The organism is Acidimicrobiia bacterium, assembly GCA_012959995.1.
Taxonomy (GTDB): domain Bacteria; phylum Actinomycetota; class Acidimicrobiia; order Acidimicrobiales; family MedAcidi-G1; genus MedAcidi-G2B.
On the sequence record DUCC01000029.1, the window covers coordinates 12,860 to 32,855 of the forward strand.

The following is a 19,996-nucleotide window of genomic DNA, read 5'->3' on the forward strand; positions in this document are numbered from 1 at the left end:
GACTGGCTCTATGGATACCCCAAGTTCCCTTGAACTCATTGGCCGTTTGGCCTTGGCCTTGGCCTTAGGCGCCGTGCTGGGCCTCGAACGAGAAGCTCGTTACAAAACGGCTGGACTGCGCACCCACACTTTGGTGGCGCTCGGCGCAGCCTTGTTTACCATCGCTGGGGCCTATGCAGTTATCGGCGACCAAAATGACCCCTCACGGGTAGCTGCCCAAGTGGTAACCGGCATTGGCTTCATTGGCGCTGGTGCGGTGATGCGCAGCGGGGTCAACGTCACTGGTATCACCACGGCGGCCACCTTGTGGATGGCCGCCGCTTTCGGGGTGGCCGCCGCCATGGGCCTCTACACGGTGGCCATCGTTTCTGGAGCCATGACCTTGCTGGTGGTAATCACCTTCGGCCCGTTAAAGCCCTACGTCATGTTTCGCCGCTCCAAACGCCGCTTTATGGTCCGCTACCACGCCGGTCGGGGAACTCTTGAATCATTGTTCTCTAGCCTCGAAGAAAGCGGCGGACGCATCATGGGGGTTTGGACCACCAAAGAAGAAGTGGAAGGCCAACGACTGCGCCAAACCACGGTGGAAATACGAGGCATTGCCGAAGTTGACTTAGCAAAAGTACTCAGCCGCCTGGCCGACCGAGACGAAGTGGAAGAAGTAGACCAAGTGGGCGGCTAGTGATGGCCCTTGGTTAGGAACCATTTTTCGTACGACGAAACAGCGGAGCCACCCCCACGTGTAAACCCCGGCGACGCCGTGAAACAGGGGGAAAGTCTTGCCGGCCCCCACGAGCCGTCGAAGCGGTGAGCCACAACACCGCCCCCAAACTAATGGCCCCACCAGCCAGGGTGCTCGACGAAGGCGTTTCGTTCATCCATAGCCACAACCACAACGGGGCGGCCACTATTTCAGAAATCAACAGCAAACTCACATCAGCCGGAGGCACAAAACGGTGGGCGTAGTTCCAAAAGGGAGTAGCCAAACCAATAAGCAAACCACCACCCATGAAACCCATAAACATGTCGTGCGCAGGAACCACCACCCCGGGGCCCGCCCCTGTCACCACCAAGGCAATTATCGCCGCCACGCTGCCCCCAATAAGCGTCGGCACCCCCGGGTCTTGCGCCGGAGAACTACGAATCAACACGCTATAAGCCCCTAAGGCAACTGAGAGCCCCACCGAAAGCGCAATACCTAACCCATCGCCGGCGGCCAAGTTGCCTCCCACCATGACCATCACCCCAACCGCCGAAACCACCATGGCCACCAGAGTGGGGCGCCCCACCGGCTCCTTCAAAAAAATACGGGCAAACAACGCCGCATAAAACGGGCTGGCGCATTGCATAAGCAAAACAAAGGCCGCCGTTACCCGGCTAAGGGCCACCACATAAAGAGTAAACATGGCGGCCATCAAAAAACCAGCCAACCACTGCTGCCGTCCGGCCGCTACGACCGCCCGCCAGGGGTTACGGCGGACCAACAAAATGATTAACGCTGACACCCCGGCGGCCGAAACATTGCGAAAAAACAGATACTGCCAAGTGTCGGCCTCTTGCAAAGCCCGAAAAGTAAGCGGACCGAAACTAAACATGACCCCACAAGCCAAGATGACCAGAGAACCTTGAAACCGAGTAAGAGAACGGGCCACAATATCTCAACTCTCTAAAGGCGCTGTTCAATAATGATGCTAGGGAGAAAAAATCCTCAGGTCAATTCGAAAACACACCGGCCGGCAATGGTGAGGTATGCACGCTGGGCTTCGCTACCAAGCCACCGGCTACGGCGGGGGAGGCAAAGCCGCTTGAAGTTCAGCGACCGTGACTCCCAAGGTGGAGGCCGCCGCTTCTAGGTTTGGTGGGGGAGGGCCCAAAGCCGCTTGAAGTTCAGCAACGGTGACCCCTAAAGTTGCTGCCGCCTCGGCAAAACCAGCAGGCTCCTCAACTTCCCCGCCGGGAACACCCCCGCCCTGGTTTTTGTCAAACGAAGCATCAACCGTGCCCCACAAACAAAACATCAGATAAGGGAAAGCATCGGTCACGTAATAGCCGTACTGCCCATTGACCACCATGCCGTTGCACTGGTCTAAATCGCCGGCAAGTTCGCTGAACCGATAGTCATCGTAATAAGTACCGTCGTAAACACCCGAAGGATTCTCCGACCCGCCCGGCCGCTGCCCAGATTTCAAAACGTAACTCGACAGTGCCTTACGCACCTGCCCGGTAGCGGAGTCTAAAAAATACGACCCATAAATAGGGAAACCATCAGCAGCAAAACCAATCACTGGCGAACCACCCAGACCCGGAGAATCATCAAACAAAGCTTCTGGATTGCCGTGATAATGGTAAGTGCCATCGGGTTGGGTATGAGCATTATGGGTATCGGCCCCAAAGGAATCTTCGGTACCCAAAGGGTTAGCGAGCCACGGTTCGGTGGCAGCGCACCCGATAGGCACAATGCCCTCATGATTAGCCATAGGATCATCTGGCCGATAACAGCCCGCCGAAAGCAAATCAATCGGTACCCCATTAAGCAGTACCCCGTCGTAGGTTGCCTGAGTCAAGGCGTTGAGTTGGCTTGAACGCTGCGGGTCGCGAATTAGTTCAAAAACCTGTGACTGCTCCGAAACATCAGTAGCAAAATGTGCCGATGCATCATTGAAATTATGGTTGGGAATGTTGTTAGAGGTCAGCGTGCAGGTGGTGCCGCCAGTTTCTAGTGAAACCCCCGAATTGAACATGACTTGGCGGGTCAGATCGATTACCGTGGCCCGCAAAGTAACGTTGTAGTCAACACAATCGGGGCTGGTATTGGTCAAAATTGCTTCGGTAATATCGTGATCGCCAACTAACCCGTGGCCATATGTTGTAGTTGTTTGAGGTATCGCTGAGGTAGTGGTCAAAACAAAAGTGCTGGACCCCGGGGTAGCGGTGGTGTTAGTGGTAAGCGGCGTCGCCAACGGGCTACTGCCACACCCCGCGGCCAGTACCAAAAGGCTCAGCAAAGCATTTCTCATAGAACCATTAAAGCGGCACCAAGTTAGAACCAAGTTAAGAAACGCAAAAAAGGCCCGGACCGAAGCCCGGGCTTCTTGCGCCGCAAGTCGGCTAACTCACGATCACCGTGCCCATCATCCAAGGATGAGGGGTGCAGAAGTAATCAAACGTTCCGGCCTCGGTAAAGGTGTACGAAAATGTTTCCCCGGGCGCAATGTCACCCGAATCAAACAACCCGTCAGGGCTTGCCACAGTGCCTGTGGAAGAACCCGAAGTAACGGTGTGCGCCACCGCATCGTTATTGGTCCAAGTCACTGTGGTGCCCACAGCAATGATGGGAGACCCAGGTAAAAAGAAGTCAGAGGCCCCTGGATCCCATGCTCCATCCGGGATAGAAATAGCCCCCGGCTCATCTGCCGGTGGCTCAGCTGGCGTGGGGTCAACCGTTTGGCCATCCGCATAAATTTCTGGGTTGGCGTCACCGGTGATATGGACCAGGCCAATAGCACCCTTAGCGAAGGTGCGAATCAATGCATGGTCCACCAAAATCACGGTGCTAGGTACCAAACCAATTAGCTCGGTCACCGTGCCGCCGCCCGCTACCACCAAAGTGCTTTGCGAACCTCGGATGACCGAATTAAGCGGGTGAGTTGCTGCTTCGGGATAAACCACATCCCACTGCGACCCGATGGGGTGCCAGTTGGAGTCCAGGTTGAGGCCTTCGTTCACCATGTAAATCCGCGAACGCTCACCGACCTGCATTTCCAGAGCGTTGTCGCCGGTCAGCGCATCGGTACGACCGTTAAAAGTCACGTAGCGAGGGGTTTCAGTCCACAAAGAATCTGGGTCATAGGTGGCTACGCCGTCGGCATCAGCTTCGCTGACGTACCACTCAGACTGCATAACTGCCCACTCATGATCAACTTCTGGCAAAGGAGTTTCTGGGTCGACGATGAACATTCCGTACATACCGTGAGCAATGTGCTTGGGCACATCACCGAAAGCACAGTGATACATGAAGGCCCCAGGGAACAACAAACGCACCGAAATAGTGGCTGACTCTCCAGGAGCAACCACCAATCCAGCCGCCCCGCCGCCTTGGCCGGTTACCGCATGGAAGTCAATGTTGTGCGGGTGTTCGTTGCTGGCCAAGTTGGTCAGCGTGATGACTGCCATGTCACCCACCCGGCCACGCAAGACCGGGCCTGGCGAGCCACAAATCGTGTTGGTGTCGCCCGCTACACGAAAGCCCCACATTTCGGTGGTGACTCCGTTGGCCGGGTCAAGGTCACACATCCCTTCAATGGCTTCAAGTTCAATGCTGAAAGTGCGCTGATCAGTACGGGTTATAGGAGCCGGAACTTCCGGGGCATAGGCCACATGTACTTCGCTAGCATCGGCTGCTTTAAGACCAGCAGCGGGGCTAAGGATGGGCAATATTGATTCCCGAGTGCTTGAATCATTCGTGGCAAAGGGCGACAAAACTTCACCCGAGACAGAAGGGGTAGTTTCGGTATCGGTTCCACAGGCAGAGACAACAAAAGCTGTTAATGCAGCGATCGCCACCAGCCGGTGAATTGTTCGGTGTTTGGAAAACATGACCTTGCTCCAATTGTTGACGATGGCCACCTCATAGCAACCCATGCCACAACAGTAGAAATAAGAAAAAGACCTCCCTAGGGACCATGGTCCCTATTCAGTTGGTCACTCGTCACACCGTAAAAACACCGCTACCTTAAAGGCTAAGGAGCCTTCTTTATGAACGAAAAAAATATTGATTATGACTTCGATGTGCTGGTGGTTGGTAGCGGCTTTGGGGGCAGCGTTACTGCTCTTCGTCTAACCGAAAAGGGCTACCGAGTTGGAGTGTTAGAAGCCGGTAAACGGTTTGGGGCTAAGGACTTTCCAAAAACTAATTGGAATCTTCGCAAGTTTTTGTACTTCCCTCGCTTGGGGCTACGCGGCATACAGCGCATCACCGTTCTTAGCGATGCACTGGTACTTTCAGGCGCGGGGGTAGGCGGCGGGTCTTTGGTTTATGCCAACACCCTTTACCAGCCTCTTGACGCTTTTTATGTTGACCCGCAGTGGGCAAAAATAACTGACTGGCGTAGTGAACTTGCCCTCTTTTATGACCAAGCCGCCCGCATGCTCGGTGTGGTAACCGCTCCAACCACTGCCCCTAACGATGCGGTGGTTAAAGCCCTCGGAGAGCGCCTCGGGGTAGCGGACACCTACCGGCCCACCGAGGTAGGGGTTTATTTTGGCCAACCCGGAGAGACAGTAAGCGACCCATTTTTTGGCGGCGCGGGGCCAGACCGAACCGGCTGCATCGAATGTGGCGGGTGCATGGTGGGGTGCCAACACAACGCAAAAAACACTTTGGACCGCAACTATTTGTTTTTAGCCGAACAAGCGGGAGCCACCGTGTTACCGGAACGCCAAGTAACCGAAGTGCGACCCCTTAGCGAAGGCGGCTACCTGGTGACCTCCGAACGTCCTGGCCCTCGACGAAACAAAAAAGTACAGCAACATCGTGCCGAACAAGTGGTGTTCTCTGCCGGGGTGCTCGGCACAGTACGGCTATTAGCTGAGATGAAAGAAGCCGGCTCTTTGCCACATTTATCGCCCCGGTTGGGTGAACTCACCCGCACCAACTCGGAGTCCATTTTGGGGGCGGGCACCAACCGAGTTACCGAGACCGATTACTCCACGGGCATCGCTATCAGTTCGTCTATTTACCCAGATGAACATACTCATATTGAAGGAGTGCGTTATCCAGCAGGTTCCAACGCAATGGGACTGCTTTCGGTGCCACTGGTAGATGGAGGAGGACGAGTACCGCGGCTGGTTCGTTTTATTGGTCAAACCCTCCGACATCCGTTGCGATTTCTGCGCAGCCTTTCAGTTCGACGGTGGTCGGAACGAACAGTGATTTTGTTGGTGATGCAAAGCCATGACAACAGCATCAACTTGCGTTGGCGCCGCAAACGCCGAGGAGTCAAACTGCGGTCCGAACAAGGCACCGGGCAACCCAACCCCACCTATATTCCTCAAGCATCCGAAGCGGCCCGCCAAGCCGCCGACATCATGGGAGGTCAGCCGTTTGGCTCACTCAATGAGTCTCTACGAGACACCCCGGTGACCGCTCATATTCTGGGCGGGTGCGTCATTGGTGCTGATGCCGAACACGGAGTCATAGACCCCTACCAACGGGTGTACGGACACCCCGGCCTCCATATCGCCGACGGGTCCACCATTAGCGCCAACCTGGGGGTCAACCCTTCGCTGACTATCACCGCCCAAGCCGAACGGGCCATGGCGCTGTGGCCCAACAAAGGCGACCCCGATCCTCGCCCACAGTTAGGGGGCCCTTACCGGCAGGTGACCCCGGTGTCGCCCCGGTCGCCGGTCGTTCCCGCCGATGCCCCGGCCGCGCTGGACTGGTAACAAACGTTGATGAGGAGTACTTCAATACGCCTTTTGTTTGCGGTATGTTTATCAGTAACAAAGTGAGTGTTGAACTTGAAAGTTAAATCATTTCATGGCCATGAACGAGACGATTGAAATTCACCGGGCCGCTGATCGGTTCTCCACAGAACTGGATTGGCTCCAAGCCCGCCATAGCTTTAGTTTCGGTTCGCATTACGACCCCGGCAACGTCGGCCATGGGCTACTGATCGTTTCCAACGAGGATCGGATTGCCCCAGGAGGAGGCTTCGGGCCTCACCCGCATGCCGACATGGAGATCGTGACCTGGGTGCTGCAAGGCGCTCTCGAACATCAAGACTCAAAGGGAAACCACGGTGTTTTGCGCCCCGGTCTGGCCCAGAGAATGTCAGCGGGAAGCGGGATCACCCACGCCGAGACGAACGCCAGCACAACCGAGCCAGTTCATCTTGTACAGATGTGGGTGGTGCCGGATAGCACAGGTATTGAACCAAGTTACGAAGACCGTGATTTCTCAGAGGATTTGACTGCCCGTGGGCTGATCGCCGTGGCCTCTGGCCAAGGTCATGGGGGAGCGATGCCTATTTGCCAGCGAGGAGCAGTTATGTGGGTTGGGCGTCTCGTTGATAACGAGACAGTAGAGATACCAGACGCGCCCTTTGTGCATCTCTTCGTTGCCAAAGGCACGCTGGAATTAAACAGTTCAATTTTTGAACAAGGTGATGCGGCTCGGTTGGTTCAAGCCGGTACCCAACTGGTGACCAGTGTCGGGGAGAGCGAAGTCATTATTTGGGAAACTCAACAGGAAGCCAACCGTTAACAAGAGGTCTGTCACTTCGCGCTGTTCTCGTGCTAAAAGATTACGGGGTTTTTCGGTGCATCTCTGGCCAGAACATACGGTGATTTTGTTAATCGTGCTGAGCCAACGCAACAGCATCAACCTGTACTGATGCCCATCACCTGGTGAGCGACCTCTCCCCGTGGGTACGGTCTCAGGTGCCTTTTGAGCGTTTGATTATTGGCGTAAAGAACCGAGAGCAAAGGTGTGCGGAACGGGCAGTTGATTACGCCAATTGGTGCGCCACACTTCGGCGGTTAAAACCCCTACGGGCATCGGGGTAGCAACAAAACTAGGTTTTACCGGTACCAACGGTTTAACCACTACATCATGGTTAGGCACCATGAAATAGGGAAACGAAAAACGATCCGGGCCCCGGTTGATAACCCGATGAGGAGTGGCGGCGTAGTGCCCACCCGACCAGACCTCCATCATCTCTCCGGTGTTAATGAGTAGGGCTTCAGGTGGGCAATTCACAGAAATCCAAGAACCATCACGGCCCAACACCTCGAGCCCACCTACTGGGTCAGGATGCAACAAAGTAAAAACGTTGGTGTCTTTATGCGGATGGATCCCAAAATCGGCACCAGCGGGTTGCGTCGGGTAATGCAGCAACGTCATGTTGGTCAACGGTGCTGTAAAACAACACGACAAAGATAGCGGGTCAAGATCAAGCGCCGCCGCACTCAAGGCCAGCAAAAGATTGGCCAAGTCATCACAAGCCGACCAATAAGTCAAAACGGTTTCCTCCATGCCCGCAACTTCAGACAACCACTGGTTGTTTCCGTAAAGGGCGCACTCTTGGCGCACCGAGTGTTCAACCGGGCACTCCCAATGGAGCTTGAAAGCTTCGTAAGCATCTGGGAGAACACCGGTCACCTCACCCCGGTTCGGGCTAAAGAATCCGAAAGGAACAAAACCACGGTAGTTCTTCGCTGTGATCTGAAAGCGCTGCTTTGTTTCTTCACGCAGCGAAAAAACCTCCTGAGTCAGCGAGCGCATCTTGGCGAAAAGACCAAGATCGACGCTGTGGCCGGTTACCGCCGCAAAACCAACCTCACGCCACGCCCGGTCCAGTAACCGTCCAGCATTGTCGCCTTGAAGGTTAATCACCGGGATTCCTGCCACCCCCAAAGCATAGTTTCTGGCCACGTGTCGGCTAGCGGTTGCCGTTCAAATGGCCGTGTTAGAAGGTGTTACCATGAAATCTTGCTTTGGGGTTGGCGCCCTAGCGAGCAACAATGACAAACCAACTCTTCATGTCGCCTTAACAAACTCTTCCCAAAATAATGCGAGAACCCCGACCAAGAAGACCTGTTATGACCACCCTTAATCGACGAAAATTTTTAATACTCGGTGCTGGCGCCGTAGTTGGGGCAAGTGCCTTCCCACTTTTGGGTTGTGGAAGTGATGAAGAGGTTGCTCCGCTTGGGGCCGCCTTGGGGAGCGCTTCAACTTTTTTGACTCCTACCGAGATCATTTCGACCGATGGGGTGCTCGAAACTTCTCTGATTATGGCGGCGGCCATGGTGCCTTTCGGTGACGGCGAACGCTGGGCCTACACCTATAACGGCGCCACCCCTGGACCCACCCTGCGCGTTCGCCCCGGTGACCTCATGCGCATACGGGTAGTGAACCAACTCGGAAGCCCCACTAATCTGCACACCCACGGTCTGTATGTTTCCCCCGAAGGCAATAGCGACAACGTTTTCGTCAGCATCGCCCCCGGTGAAGAATTTCTTTTTGAAATACAACTTCCCGAAAACCATCGAGGAGGCACCTACTGGTATCACCCGCATCGCCACGGCTACGTCGCCGAACAAGTATCAGCAGGCTTAGCTGGCATGATCATCGTGGAAGGTGACTATGACAGCGACCCCGTGCTGGCCGCCGCCACCGAACGAATCATGGTGCTCAGCGACCCCGCTATTGGCCAAGACAATGGCATTGTCTCTGTCTCTATGATGGATCGCATGATGGGCCGAGAAGGCGACCTCGTCACTATAAACGGTGTACACCAACCCGTCATGGCCGCCGAAACGGGCTCCCTTGAGCGGTGGCGATTAGTAAACGCCAGCTCTTCACGCTTTTACAATCTCGCTTTAGTTGGTGCCCCCACGGTGTTGGCCGGTAACGATGGCGGTCTCATGGAAACACCACAGCAAATTGACTCACTGCTTTTGGCCCCCGGCGAACGAGCCGAGTTGCTGGTAGCAGCAAACGAACCAGGAACCATTGTCTTGCAAACCACCCACTACGACCGAGGCGGTATGGGCGGTATGGGCGGCTCAGACAGCAATGAGCCCATTGACCTCTTAGCTTTGGAAGTCACCGGGTTAACAAAAGAAGCCGCTATGCCTACACGAATCGAAAAAGCAGCAATCGCCAAACCGCGGGCCTTCACCGGCCAACGAACGTTGGAACTAAACATGTCCGGCATGTCGTTGACCATTGACGGTAAAATCTTTGACCACGAACGAGTTGACCAACACCTCACTCTGGGCGATGTTGAAGAGTGGACCATCACCAACCCCTCCACGATGGACCACCCTTTCCATATCCACATTTGGCAGTTTCAAGTAACTGACGCCAGCGACCAGCGCCTCATCTCACCTGGGCTTAAAGACACCGTGGTAGTGCCAGCTGGCGGATGGGTCAAGTTTGTTCTTCATATCACCGGCTTCACCGGCAAAGCGGTGTATCACTGTCACATCTTGGACCACGAAGACCAAGGAATGATGGGCATTTTTGAAACCACTGCTCGCTAAGCGGGTGAAGGTAAAACCCCCTTCAGCGTGTAGAACTAAGGCGTGCTGGACTTTTCTCTCACCCCAGAATTAGAAAAACTCAGAAATCACGCCGCGGAAGTAGCCGCCGCCGGGGTTGCCCAATTTGGCCGCCACACCGATAGTTGGATAAACGGGTACAGCCCCGAATTCTCTCAAGTTATGGCCGCAGAAGGCTGGATAGGCATGGGGTGGCCTAAAAAACACGGTGGGGGACAACGCCCTCCATTAGAACGGGTCATCGTGGCCGAAGAAATGATCGCCGCCGGTGCCCCCATTGCCGGCATGTGGTTCGCCGATCGGCAAATGGGGCCCAGCCTGATCGCCCACGGCACTGCCGAACAACAAGTCGAATATTTGCCAGCCATGCTGAGCGGCGAAAGCACTTGGTGCATCGGTATGAGCGAGCCCGATGCCGGTTCCGACTTGGCTTCGCTCAAAACCTTTGCTCAACACACCGGTGACCATTGGGTGATCAACGGTCAAAAAATTTGGACCAGTTTCGGCGACCGAGCAGACTTCATCTACCTCATCTGTCGCACCACCGCCGAAGGGCCGCCCCACAAAGGCATCTCCGAAATAGTGGTCCCTATGGACCTGCCCGGCATTGAAGTACGCCCCATTACTGACATGACCACCAACCGGCATTTCTGCGAGGTCTACTTCACCGACGTTGAGGTGCCTATTGAAAACCTGGTGGGGGTGGAAGGCAGCGCCTTTAGCCAAACCATGAAACAACTGGAGTTCGAGCGCGGGGGCATTGACCGCCTGGTCTCTAACCGACCGCTGTACGACCTGGCTCTTGAACACGCCGATCGAAGCGACGCTCGGGTGCGACAAGAAATAGCCCGTCTGGAAACCGGCTACCGGTTGGGCCGCCTGCTGGTGTATCGCGAAGTGAAACGCCAAGCCCCGGCTGGGTTTAGCGCCGCCACCAAGGCCTACTGCACCGAACATGAACAACGGGTGGCAGAGTTTGTTTTCCAAACCTTGGGGCCGCAAGCCACCCTGTGGAACGACGATGTCAAAGGGCTGGTCTACGCCCCCGGTTACACCATCATGGGCGGCACATCAAACATTATGCGCAACATCTTGGGCGAACGGGTGCTCGGTTTGCCTCGCGAGCCCCGCAAATAATGTCCGCAACCGAATATCCCCTGCAATGGCCTGCCATGACCTTGGCCGAACGCGAAGAGGCCTACTCGCCCAGTTCGTGCATTGGCGGCGACTACCTACCTTTCATAGAGGCCTACATTACGCAAAGCGCGGCAACTCGAGCCAAAATTGGCGAAGGTCAAGAGATCGCCTACGGGCCAGCACCAAGCCAAACCTTGGATCTCTTTTTACCGGCATTGCCCGAAGGCCAGCAAGCCCCCCTACTGGTTTTTATCCACGGCGGATATTGGCAAGAACTCTCCAAGCGTGAATCTTCTTTTGCCGCACCGGCTTGGGTCAAACAAGGGGTGGCTTTTGCTGCTCTGGACTACACGCTGGCCCCCCAAGCAACACTGGCCGAAATCGTGGAAGAAAGCCGCCAAGCAATTCGCCACCTCATTACCCAATCCGCAGAACTTCAGATTGATGCACAACGCATCGTGCTGGTGGGCAGCTCGGCCGGCGCCTATTTGGCCGCCATGGTGGCCTACGAAGTGCCGGTGTTGGCCACCATGTTGATTTCAGGGATCTTTGAACTAGCCCCTCTTGTCGGAACATCCATCAATGAAGCGCTTGGCCTCACCGAAACTGAGGCCCGTGCCTTGAGCCCACAGCCTGAAGCAGGGTTTCCTCGTAGCATCGTGTGTTGGGGAGAAAACGAAACCACCGAGTTTAAGGCACAAAGCCAAGCCTTTGCGGCAACTCTTGAAGAGTTGGGCACCCCATGCACGGATTTTGAGGTAACAGGACGCAACCATTTTGACGTAGTGTTCGAACTGGCCGACCTCAGCACACCAGTTGCTCGACAAACCCTCTCGCTACTGAAGCCATAAGAAATAGGAGCATTATCGTGCCCAACTTCAAGCCAGTCACCCCACGAATCGTTGACCCCGAAGGCGTAGAACTCGGTATTGATCCACGCCCCATGAACGTTTCATCTGATGCTGAGCGTGTTCAAGAAGTAAAAGAAACTGATGGCCAGCCTCGGGTTGAGTTCTCCAGCGACACCAACCCATACATTGCTTATCAAAGCATTGATTTGCTTCTCTCATTGCAGAACCCGCGCAGCGACGCCTATGACGAGATGAGTTTTTTCATCATGGGGCAAACTAAAGAACTCTTGTTTAAAGGCTTACATCACGAGCTCTACAACGCTCGTGAACGCATCAAGGAAGATGCCGTTGATGATGCCCTCATGATTTTGGATCGAGCTAAAGAATTTGTGCGGTTACTCATCAAAACATGGGATGTGGTGGCCACCATCACCCCTGAGGGATTCAACCAGTTTCGCAACTACCTTGACCAAGCCTCGGGCCAACTCTCCTTCATGTACCGCCACGTAGAGTTCGTGTTGGGTAACAAAAACCAACGGTTAGCTAGCGCCCACAACAACGTGCCCCATGTATGGCCAGCCATGAAAGATGCTTTAGAAACCCCTAGCCTCTATGACGAAATCATTGCCCTTCTGGCCCGTCAGGGAAGCAGCATCTCTGCCCAGGCCTTAAATCATGACTGGACAGAGCCTTACCAAGCAGACGACACCGTTGAGCAAGCGTGGTTTGATATTTACCAAGACCCTTCCACCGCCAACACTTTTTACCAGGTCGGGGAAAGCCTGGTTCAACTTGATGACCTCATCTCACAATACCGCTGGCGTCATTACGTGTTAGTAGCACGCACCATTGGCTACAAGCCCGGCACCGGCGGGTCAGCAGGCGTGGAATGGCTCAAACACACCGCCGACCTGCGTTACTTTCCGGAACTCTGGGCCATTCGCACCCGCATGGGGTAGAGGCAATATAAAAATTTAGCGTGTGGTAAAGCGCCAAATTCCCGGCAGTAACACACCGGCGGCCGCAACCTTCAACAGATCGCCCACCAAAAATGGGGCGACGCCATAAGCAATGGCACTAGGTTCGCCAACCCCCGCAGTGAGCGGAATGTTGAGGCGGTAGGCAAGCCAAGAAGCCCCCATACCGTAGATGATGATGCTGCCCGCCAAAAAGGCAGGAAGCGAAGTAACAAGATTCCTGTCATGTCCACGCTCCGCCATGGCACCCACCACAAAGGCGGCCATCACGAAGCCGACAAGGTAACCGGCGGTCGACCCGGTCGCTGCTTCCCAACCCCCCTGACCACCGGCATAGAAAGGAAGGCCCACAGCTCCCAAAATGACGTAGAGGCCTTGCGCAGCGGCACCAAGTTTTGCGCCGAGAACACCGCCCGCCAACAACACCACCAGAGTTTGACCGGTGAGCGGAACGGGGGTGAAACCTAATGGAATAGTGATTTGTGCCGCAGCAGCCGTGAATAAAGCAAAGCTAGAAACTGCGAGGAGATCACGGAGACGAGAACGCGGAATGAAATCCAACAAAGTTAACGGAGGGGAAAGATGCGAGATGGCAGTCACAGGGCGTCCAATCAGGTTGGTGAATGAAGGAGATCAACGATCGGTTAAGTATAGAAACCTTTGCGGAGGAAGCCTCTACGAACCCGATGGGAGACGGCTTGCCCCGCCCGGTCAGCGCTACTTCCTGAATTGTGGGCAGTACACACCCGCATGGATGATTAACCGCGTAAGGCCGAGTGTTCAAAACAGGCCAACAGTTTCTTAACCGAGGTTAAATCGCCGTTGACCGCAACTACCTCCGATGCAACAGCCTCAGAGAAAACGATACGACCCGAGAAAAGATCAGCCAAGGCGGCATGAGTCAAAACAATCTCCAAGTCGGCTCCCTTCCCGTCAGTAGGCACCGCAACCTGGCCTCGAATGCGTAAACCTGTTGTTGGCCCATCGGTGATGCACCACCGTAAGTGGCCATCTGTGTTTTCTGCCGAAGAAGGATCAAGCAACACCCGCAAACTGTGAATAAACGAAACCGGATCTCCGGCGAGCACTTGCCGATGCCCAAACCGGTGTTTCCGAAAACGAGACAAATCAAGTTGGTCATCTAACTCCAAAGCACGAGTAAGGCACCAATTTCGAATGTTGGCCGAAGTGGATCGCTGCCCCAAGGCCCGTAACACCGCAGCCAGTAACGCCCGTTCAGTGGTTGAACCCCCATCGGCCCGGCCGGTTCCCGCTTCTTCTTCGCTGCGCACCAGCCAAGAAGCCAGTTCTAACGCCCATCGAAGGTCGTGACCCTCAAGAGCTGCCTGTGCTTGCTGAATTACTTCAACTCGACCGCCAAAACCTTTAATGAGTCGACGACAACGCTCCAACGTGGGAAGCGGAAACAAAGAAGCCTCGTCGCCATCAAACCAGCCGATCAACCCAGTAGAAATTTGCCGCACATGGTGCTCAACCAAGCCATAGTTCTGGTGGGTAAGAAACGACCGATCAAAACGTTGCGGCAACTGAACAAAAGAAATCAACTCACCTTGAGTAAGACCCTTATTGACCCCCCGCACCGTTTGATCCCAAAGAAACTGCAGAGCATCACGCGCGTCGGTTACCCCGGCGGCAATCTCATCTGCGCCACTCAACGGCGGGCCATGGGCCCCCACTAGATGCTCCGCCCCCAAACCCAAAATCTCATCAAGGCCCCTAACCAAAACTTGTGGGTCACGGTAAGCCTCACCCCGAATAGCAAACACATTAAATAAAGCCGGCCAGACCAAGTTGTTGACACACACTGAAAGGTCGGGAAAGAAAATAGTGATGTTGTCGTCAGCATCCGAAGGAGCCAGCGTTAACTCAACGCGCAAACCAGCGATGGTGGTTGACGTAGCCTCAGTAATTTCCTCAGTTGGCGCAAGAAACCCGGGGGTAAAAGGAGCGTGTTCAGCCCGACGATAATGAAGCCCCAACCCCACATGGGTAACACCATCAGGCCCTTCGGTGGGCAGCATCATGGCGAACTGATGAACCAACCCCCGTCCGGCGGTCGGTCCTACCTCAGCCCCTCTGGCCTGTAAGTTGCCGGCCACCCCATGGTGCGCCCAAATCGGCACCTCGCCACCCGCTTCATCAACAACGGCTTGGGTGCCGCTGCAATAGTGGTAATGCGTGTAAATAACCGCCACCACCGGCGCCGAAGTGTAAACCCGCACGGCCTGCAAGGCCGCCTCCATTTCTTCTACTGACTCACCGGTGTCAATAACAATGAGGCCCTCGGGGCCCTCAACGAACGTCTGGTTCGACAAGCCATTGCCCACCACACACCACACCCCATCAGCAACTGTATAAAGATGTTCCTTAAGGCGAGTCAGGTGAGCAAACTGCTGCTTATGGGCCCGTTGCCCTTGTGGGCCGGTAACCACCAGCGCATCGTTGTGAGTAAAACTAGACGGAATGGAGTTGGTCATGATTTATCTTTCTTTTGAGAAAAATTTAAGGTTTGAGCCTGCCACTGGTGGAGCCGCTGCCTTGCTTCGGTTGGGGTTAACGTCGGGTTAAACCGTTGGCAAAAATCAGTCGAGTCAGATGTTTCCACTCCCACGCCTTGAGCACCGGCTCGTGCCGCTCCCCAAGCGGTGGCCTCTACCTGGTGGCGGCGCGTTACCGGTCGAGCCAACAAGTCAGCCAATATTTGGCAAAACACATCGCTGCGGGTAAGGCCCCCATCAACAGGCAACGCGGTGGTGGGGCCTATGGGGTGGTGGGTGGCGGCAAGATGTACGATCTCGGCCATGCGAAGGGCTACCCCCTCCAACACTGCACGCGCCAAGTGGGCTGCCGTGGTGGTCGCTGAACGGCCCCGCACCGCCACCGATGCTGTTGGATTGTTATGCGGCGTACCTAACCCGTGCAAAGCAGGCAACACGCTTACCCCGCCCGCATCGGGTGTTTGGCCAGCCTGCAAACAGAGCTCTTCAACAGAAGGAGCAAACCCTTGACTTACCGCCCAAGGCAGCATTTCACCCGCACTCCGAACCATGCCCTCCGCCGCCAACAAAGTTTTGTCGCCCCAACCCGCCAAAGCCATAGGCACCAAACCCGAAGACGTATCGAGGTGTTGACCAGTAGCTACCATTAATACCCCCGAGGTACCAAAAGTGGCTTTCCACCGCCCCTGCTCTAGGGCTTGATGGGCAAACATGCCCGCCTGCTGGTCGGCCACCACCGCACCAATTGGCACTGCCGCCCCGAAAGTCTTGGCCTCGGTAACCCCCAAAAACCCGGTGGTGTCACAAAGCGTAGGGAAAAACTCCAGCGGTAACCCTTGATGGGCGATGAGCGCTTCGTTCCACTGGGTGGGGTTAAAAAAATCTAAGTAAGCCGTCGACCAAGCGCACGATCGGTCGGTGATGTGGCGCTTCCCGCCCGTTAACCGGTAGACCAAGTAACTCTCCAAGGTTCCCCACGCCAACTCCCCAGCATGGGCCCGTTGCCGCCCATCGGGAAGGGCAGCAAGCACCCCCTCAAGTTTGGCGGCAGCAGTAATGTTCATCACCGGAAAACCCTCAGCCTGCAATTGGGCTGCCCGCTCGTCACCCCGAAGATCGTTCCACACCACCATGGGCGCCACTGGGTGGCCCGAAGCCCGCTCCCAAATAACCACGCTGGAACGCTGCGTGGCCACCCCTACCGACGCCAAATCATTTGGGGCGCAACCGGCCGCCGCCAAGGCTCGTTTTTGAACCTGTTGGACGACCTCCCACACCACGGCGGCATCTTGTTCCACCCGACCCGGCTCCGGGTGGCTGCTCACCAAACCCACTTGCGCCGCCCCCAGCGATACCCCAGCAGGGGTGAACACCATGGCCCGGGCGCTCGACGTGCCTACATCGAGGCCCAGCAGCAACTCAGGCATCGGGTACTAAGTTGCCGGGGTTCATTAACCCCTCCGGATCAACAGCATTTTTGACGGTTCGCAACAAGGCCACCCCGGCTTCGCCTAAATCGTGTACCAGGTAAGGCTTGCGCACCCGACCAATGCCGTGATGATGCGCCACCCCACCGCCATGAGCCGCCGTAGCTTCCATCACCGCATGCCAGCAAGCCAAGTAAATGTTTTCCAAAACCTGAGGGTCGTCGCTGAGCCCAGCAAAAGTGAAATACAAATTCACCCCAGTGCGATAAGCATGCGAACTATGAGCAGATACCGCCACCACGCCCTCCACTGCCGACACGTCAGCAATGGATTGATCATAAATAAGCTCAATATTTGACCACGATCCCGAAATCTCAATGGTGTCCACCACCAAGTCTTGGTCAAAAAGCTCTGTCCAAGAAGGCACATGGTTACGGTTTTCCATCCAATGTGCAGCCACTTGGTCATCGGCCCGAGTCAAGCCGCACTGAGCAGCCAGCACATCAACGGCCTCCACCTCAGCGGCTACCCGACCCACCGGCCCCTCATGAACCATCATCAACATGCCGTCGCCTTTAACCGACCATTCTTTGAAGTTGCGTCGGGTCTCTCGAGCGTCGTATTGGCGAACCACCGGCGGCATCCACCCGGCTTGCATAATCAGCCGTTGGGCTTCTAGGCCCGCCGCCATAGACGGGGTATGAAACACCCGGTAAGTGCGCTGCTCAGCTTGGCGATGCAAAGCCAAAGTTACTTGGGTTACTACCCCCATGGTGCCTTCGGCCCCTAAAAACAAATGCCGCAAATCGGGCCCGGCGGCCGCTCGTGGCGCACAACCCAAAGTCACCAACTCGCCGCTGGGCAACACCACCTCAAGGGAATACACCATGTCTTCGATGTTTCCGTAAGCGGTAGAAAACTGGCCCGCCGCACGGGTAGAAACCCAACCGCCTACCGTGCTCACGGCAATGGACTGTGGCCAATGCCCAATGGTAAGTCCCTTAGCGGCCACGGCCTCTTCAGCCACCAAACCGTTGACCCCCGCAGCAAAAGTAGCGGTCAAATTAACCTTATCTATGGCATGAATTTGGTTGAGCATCGAGAGGTCAAGCAACAACACGCTTTGGTCTGGTTGCACCCCGCCGCACACCCCGCTGCCCAAACCAAAAGGAACCACCGCAGTGTTGGTTTTGCTGGCCAAACGCATGATGGCCTGCACCTCTTGAGTGCTTTGGGGCCGCACCACCGCACCCGGGCGGCCCGCAAAAACCCCGGCCCAAGAGCGCAGATGGCTAAGCACCCAGTAATCATGGCGCCGGTCGGCTACCTGCTCATCGCTAGTTAGCACCTGGTCGGCGCCCAACAAGTCGGTGAGCGAAGTTATAAGCGAAGAATCAAGCATGGGAGTCCTTAGTCGGTGGGTAAAGAATCGGTGAACAAAGCATGGTCGGCGGTGTGACGTTGAAGGCAAGTATCTAGTTCCTGGTCAAGGCGTTCACCAGACCAACCCAGCAAGCGGCCCATCTCGGCTGCCGCTGATGCCAGGATGCTTTGCCCGCCATCCAAAGCAAAAAAAGCTCGAGGCACCCGACGTACCCAAAAATCTTCCAACCGGACAGCACCTTCACGCAGCACCGCTTGGCGCACCTCAGCGGCCACATCGCCGCCATCGTTAAGTACCGCGGCGGCTTCATCGCCGTAGAGGTCAAGCCAGCGGTTCCGCTCAGCGATCGCTACATCGCCACCCACTAAGGACTGCTGGTCGGTGTCGTCGGGGCGAGCAGTCACCCCCAAGGTTTCCACCACCTGGTCAACTACCCGCTCTGCCATAGAACGATAAGCAGTCAACTTGCCGCCGGCCATGGTCAACACCCCACCGGGGCCGGTCCACAGTTCGTTACGGCGAGAAATCTCCGAAGGCTTCTTACCGGCCTCGGCGATCAACGGCCGTAACCCGGCCCAACTACCGATGACCTCAGAACGCTGAAGCGGCGGGCCGGTAAAACTACGGTTGGCGGCCGCCAAAAGGTAATCCACATCTTCCGCGGTTACCTCAGGCCAGCGGTTATTTTCGGCATAAAAAGTGTCAGTGGTGCCCAAATAAGTAACCGCCCCTCGAGGCACAGCAAACACACTGCGCTTATCGGTGGTGGTCATCAAAACCGTGTTGTTGAGCGGCAACCTTTCATGAGGCACCACCAAATGGATACCTTTGGTCAAAGTCAAACGCGGGGCCTGCGCAGGATCTTCTAAAGCCCGCACCGCATCAACCCAAGGGCCAGCAGCGTTAATAACTACCCGAGCCCGCAACGTGGCCGCCAAAGATTCTTGAGGCAGCGCACCCTCTACCCGCACGCCGACCACCCGGCCATTTTCTTGCAAAAACTCAACGGCCGGAGCGTAAGTAAGAATCAAGGCTCCGTCTCGGGCCGCTGACCGAGCATTAGCCAGCGTCAACCGGGCATCATCGGTAACGAACTCAAAATACCGCACCGCCCCATTGCTGCCCTCAATAGCCGCCAAAGGTTCTTGCTGGTGAAGGTCATCAAGGCTCCACACTTCATGGTGATCTTCGTTCGGTACCTTGCCCAGTTTCTCAAAGGTCCACATGGCGCTACGAAACTTGGCCTGCCCAGCCGCCGAACGGGTAGGTAACAAAAAACCGATACGCCGTGTTAAATGCGGAGCCACCCGGCGCAACACCTGACGCTCTTGAGCCGCCTCACGGACCAAGCCCAAATCGCCCTGGGCCAAATAACGCACCCCGCCGTGAATCATCTTGGAACTCCGACTGCTGGTGCCCGACGCTAAATCTTGGGCCTCCACCAAAGCCACCGAAAGCCCCCGGCTGGCTGCCGACCGAGCAATACCGGCCCCGGTAATGCCCCCGCCGACCACTACTATGTCAAAGGTTTGCTCCTCGACCCGAGCAAACAGGGCAGCCCGGTGGCGGTTATCCAAATCTTGGGGGCGCCCCACCGGCAACAAAGAAACCATGGCCTCACTCTAGGGCA

The 19,996-nt window shown here is 55.9% G+C and carries 16 protein-coding genes; 7 read left to right on the forward strand and 9 right to left on the reverse strand.

Going from position 1 to position 19,996, the window contains the following annotated elements:
- The first annotated feature begins 10 nt into the window (after positions 1-10).
- Positions 11-682 (forward strand): MgtC/SapB family protein, encoded by a 672-nt coding sequence (locus EYQ49_08190; GenBank protein ID HIG25852.1) that lies wholly within the window; start codon positions 11-13, stop codon positions 680-682.
- 13 nt (positions 683-695) lie between these two features.
- On the opposite strand, the gene EYQ49_08195 is transcribed toward EYQ49_08190, so the two are convergent.
- The 3 genes from EYQ49_08195 to EYQ49_08205 all read right to left on the reverse strand — a co-directional run bounded on the left by EYQ49_08195 (position 696) and on the right by EYQ49_08205 (position 4,641).
- Positions 696-1,652 (reverse strand): hypothetical protein, encoded by a 957-nt coding sequence (locus tag EYQ49_08195; protein ID HIG25853.1) that lies wholly within the window; start codon positions 1,650-1,652, stop codon positions 696-698.
- A 129-nt stretch (positions 1,653-1,781) separates the two neighbouring features.
- The gene (locus EYQ49_08200; GenBank protein ID HIG25854.1) at positions 1,782-3,017 is read right to left on the reverse strand and encodes a YHYH protein; all 1,236 of its coding nucleotides are present in this window, start codon (positions 3,015-3,017) and stop codon (positions 1,782-1,784) included.
- Between the two features lie 91 nt (positions 3,018-3,108).
- Positions 3,109-4,641 carry a hypothetical protein gene (locus tag EYQ49_08205; protein HIG25855.1) on the reverse strand — a complete coding sequence of 511 codons (1,533 nt, stop codon included), beginning with the start codon at positions 4,639-4,641 and terminating at the stop codon, positions 3,109-3,111.
- Between the two features lie 114 nt (positions 4,642-4,755).
- Between EYQ49_08205 and EYQ49_08210 the strand changes: the two genes are divergently transcribed.
- A complete protein-coding gene (locus EYQ49_08210; protein ID HIG25856.1) occupies positions 4,756-6,447 on the forward strand; it encodes a GMC family oxidoreductase in 1,692 nt (563 codons plus the stop codon).
- A gap of 100 nt (positions 6,448-6,547) precedes the next feature.
- Positions 6,548-7,267, forward strand: a complete 720-nt coding sequence (locus EYQ49_08215; protein ID HIG25857.1) for a pirin family protein — start codon at positions 6,548-6,550, stop codon at positions 7,265-7,267.
- 195 nt (positions 7,268-7,462) lie between these two features.
- Here the strand turns inward: EYQ49_08215 and EYQ49_08220 are convergent, their stop codons facing one another.
- Complete coding sequence (locus EYQ49_08220) at positions 7,463-8,437, reverse strand: isopenicillin N synthase family oxygenase (protein ID HIG25858.1); 975 nt, start codon at positions 8,435-8,437, stop codon at positions 7,463-7,465.
- 137 nt (positions 8,438-8,574) lie between these two features.
- On the opposite strand from EYQ49_08220, the gene EYQ49_08225 reads away from it, so the two are divergent.
- The 4 genes from EYQ49_08225 to EYQ49_08240 all read left to right on the forward strand — a co-directional run bounded on the left by EYQ49_08225 (position 8,575) and on the right by EYQ49_08240 (position 13,018).
- Positions 8,575-10,053, forward strand: coding sequence for a multicopper oxidase family protein (locus EYQ49_08225; protein ID HIG25859.1), 1,479 nt, complete (start codon positions 8,575-8,577; stop codon positions 10,051-10,053).
- A 45-nt stretch (positions 10,054-10,098) separates the two neighbouring features.
- Positions 10,099-11,208: an acyl-CoA dehydrogenase gene (locus EYQ49_08230; protein ID HIG25860.1), complete on the forward strand. Its 1,110-nt coding sequence runs from the start codon at positions 10,099-10,101 to the stop codon at positions 11,206-11,208.
- On the forward strand, positions 11,208-12,059 hold the full coding sequence (locus EYQ49_08235) for an alpha/beta hydrolase (protein HIG25861.1): 852 nt from the start codon (positions 11,208-11,210) through the stop codon (positions 12,057-12,059). The genes EYQ49_08230 and EYQ49_08235 overlap by 1 nt, the downstream gene beginning before the upstream one ends.
- A 92-nt stretch (positions 12,060-12,151) precedes the next feature.
- Positions 12,152-13,018, forward strand: coding sequence for a tryptophan 2,3-dioxygenase (locus EYQ49_08240; protein ID HIG25862.1), 867 nt, complete (start codon positions 12,152-12,154; stop codon positions 13,016-13,018).
- Between the two features lie 15 nt (positions 13,019-13,033).
- Here EYQ49_08240 and EYQ49_08245 read toward each other — a convergent pair whose 3' ends face one another.
- The 5 genes from EYQ49_08245 to EYQ49_08265 all read right to left on the reverse strand — a co-directional run bounded on the left by EYQ49_08245 (position 13,034) and on the right by EYQ49_08265 (position 19,979).
- Complete coding sequence (locus EYQ49_08245) at positions 13,034-13,600, reverse strand: biotin transporter BioY (protein HIG25863.1); 567 nt, start codon at positions 13,598-13,600, stop codon at positions 13,034-13,036.
- A gap of 194 nt (positions 13,601-13,794) precedes the next feature.
- Positions 13,795-15,534 (reverse strand): MBL fold metallo-hydrolase, encoded by a 1,740-nt coding sequence (locus EYQ49_08250; GenBank protein HIG25864.1) that lies wholly within the window; start codon positions 15,532-15,534, stop codon positions 13,795-13,797.
- Positions 15,531-16,982: a hypothetical protein gene (locus EYQ49_08255; protein HIG25865.1), complete on the reverse strand. Its 1,452-nt coding sequence runs from the start codon at positions 16,980-16,982 to the stop codon at positions 15,531-15,533. Before EYQ49_08255 ends, EYQ49_08250 begins: the two co-directional genes overlap by 4 nt.
- Positions 16,975-18,384, reverse strand: a complete 1,410-nt coding sequence (locus EYQ49_08260; GenBank protein HIG25866.1) for an FAD-binding oxidoreductase — start codon at positions 18,382-18,384, stop codon at positions 16,975-16,977. The genes EYQ49_08255 and EYQ49_08260 overlap by 8 nt, the downstream gene beginning before the upstream one ends.
- 8 nt (positions 18,385-18,392) lie before the next feature.
- On the reverse strand, positions 18,393-19,979 hold the full coding sequence (locus EYQ49_08265) for a glycerol-3-phosphate dehydrogenase/oxidase (protein ID HIG25867.1): 1,587 nt from the start codon (positions 19,977-19,979) through the stop codon (positions 18,393-18,395).
- Positions 19,980-19,996: the final 17 nt, after the last annotated feature.